The following is a 1,962-nucleotide window of genomic DNA, read 5'->3' as shown; positions in this document are numbered from 1 at the left end:
AGGGAGTGGAAAACAGTTACCGGTCATCCGATGAAATCAACCAGTTAGACTGGCAAAGGCGAACATTATACCAGGATAAGGTTGAGTATATCAAAGGACTGATTGCCATCCGGAAAGCTCATGGGGCATTCCGGTTCAGCACTCCAAACTTAATCCGGAAGCACGTGCATACAGATTACAGTATGCCGGGTACAGTCACTTTGCATTTTCAACATGTAAAAGCGTATGGTCCTTGGAATGAACTCTTTGTCGTGTTTCATGCGGGTGGGGAGGCAATCTCCGTGTCTCTTCCTGAAGGGGAAACATCTTGGAAACTTATATCTGATGGAAACAAGGCCGGGCTTGAAACACTCGAGGTCATGAAAGATAATCGGTTGAAGGCAGGACCTGTCAGCTGTTATGTATGCTGCCGTTAATCTTCTGCAAAAATTTCTGATTGCGTTATTCTTCATTGGCTTCCTTGAGAAAAGCACGAGTATAAAAAGGTTTCTAGGTGAATTTAATCTCCAGGGAACGGATTTGCACGACAAGGGCAATTTTGAAAGGACTTGACGAAACAGGGGAGAAGACGATAATATTGATGAAGATGGCTATTGAACTTTTGCCCAATAGCTGTCTTTTTTATTTTTGAAGACATTATTTTAATATAAATGATTAATATAAACATAAATGAAGCGAACCAATAGAAGGTGAATATTATTGGAACACTTATTTGATAAAGAATGGGAAATCGTACCGGCGGGAGGAGCAACCGGAGAAGCCTTTTTTGCCCGATATCAGGAGCAAAAGCTTTTCCTTAAAAGAAACTCTTCTCCTTTTTTGGCTGTTCTGTCAGCCGAAGGGATTGTTCCTAAACTTGTCTGGACGAAGAGAATAGAGAGCGGCGATGTCATCACAGCACAGCACTGGCTTAACGGGAGAGAATTGAATCCTGATGAGATGGAAGAAGAAAGGGCGGCAAAGCTCTTAAAGAAATCCATTCCTCCAGACCGCTGTTGACGATGCTGGAGAGACTGGGAAAAGAACGTTTTCAGCCTGAACATATGCTGGCGGAACTGGAAACAGGTCTTGACTTCGAACTGCTTTCCCACCCCAAGGTAAGAGAAGCCTTGCATTTTCTTCAAACAGATCTGCCAAACATATCCCATGACGAGTATGTCGTCTGCCATGGTGATGTGAACCATAACAACTGGCTGCTTTCGGATAACAACCAGCTGTATCTGATAGACTGGGACGGCGCCATGATTGCCGATCCTGCAATCGATATCGGACTTCTTCTGTATTGGTACATCCCGGAAGAAAACTGGGAAACATGGCTTTCTCAATATGGAGTGCCATTAACAGATAACTTACGATTAAGAATGAAATGGTATGTGGTTTCTCAAACCCTTATATCCATTCAATGGCATAAAGGAAAAGCAAGATTCCATGAAATGAATCATTGGCTTGAGTACCTGCATTCGATCGTCTAAAAAACTTAAGACAAAGTGTCCATATCCTGAACCCATTGGGACAGATTCCCTTTTTGCGAAGTGATATGAGCATCAAGGTTGGACGAATTGATTCCATTCTGGCTGTAGTTGTAAACTTCCTGAAGAATCGGTTTAATTCCATCGCCAATATTGGTATTGACCATAAGCGATTTGACAAGGCGTTCCAATTGTTCACACTCAGCTACTGAACCGCAGCAATCATCAGAGTGATTCATTAATATATCTTTAAGCAAGCCCATCTGATCTTGATGTCCGAGCGGCATACTAACACCCTTTCCGGTTGAAATATTAAAAAGAATTCACACTTAGTTTGTGAATTCTTTTTTTGTTTATGCATGGTGGGTTGATGTTGGGATGCTTATGCCTGTTTGTCCAGGGGAGTGAGCTTCCACGGGTGGATACGATGGCGCGGTACATCATATGGGTGTTGTGTGGGGAAGGATTTCCCTCGCAGGAAGAGCGCGGTACA

Annotated in this window: 1 protein-coding gene and 2 pseudogenes; 2 read left to right on the top strand and 1 reads right to left on the bottom strand. The window is 43.1% G+C overall.

The annotated features are described in order from the left end of the window. Both BSG1_RS21215 and BSG1_RS19235 read left to right on the top strand, forming a co-directional pair. A pseudogene (locus BSG1_RS21215) lies at positions 1-416 on the top strand (type I pullulanase); the annotation flags it as partial. Between the two features lie 283 nt (positions 417-699). Beyond that, a pseudogene (locus BSG1_RS19235) lies at positions 700-1,472 on the top strand (phosphotransferase). A 5-nt stretch (positions 1,473-1,477) separates the two neighbouring features. On the opposite strand, the gene BSG1_RS19230 reads toward BSG1_RS19235, so the two are convergent. Then, complete coding sequence (locus tag BSG1_RS19230; protein ID WP_006838909.1) at positions 1,478-1,756, bottom strand: YtzH-like family protein; 279 nt, start codon at positions 1,754-1,756, stop codon at positions 1,478-1,480. Positions 1,757-1,962 lie beyond the last annotated feature (206 nt).

The sequence above is a fragment of the Bacillus sp. SG-1 genome, assembly GCF_000181495.1.
Classification (GTDB): Bacteria; Bacillota; Bacilli; order Bacillales; family Bacillaceae_B; genus Rossellomorea.
The sequence above is the reverse complement of the archived record's forward strand: the minus strand, read 5'-3'. Positions and strand labels throughout refer to the sequence as shown.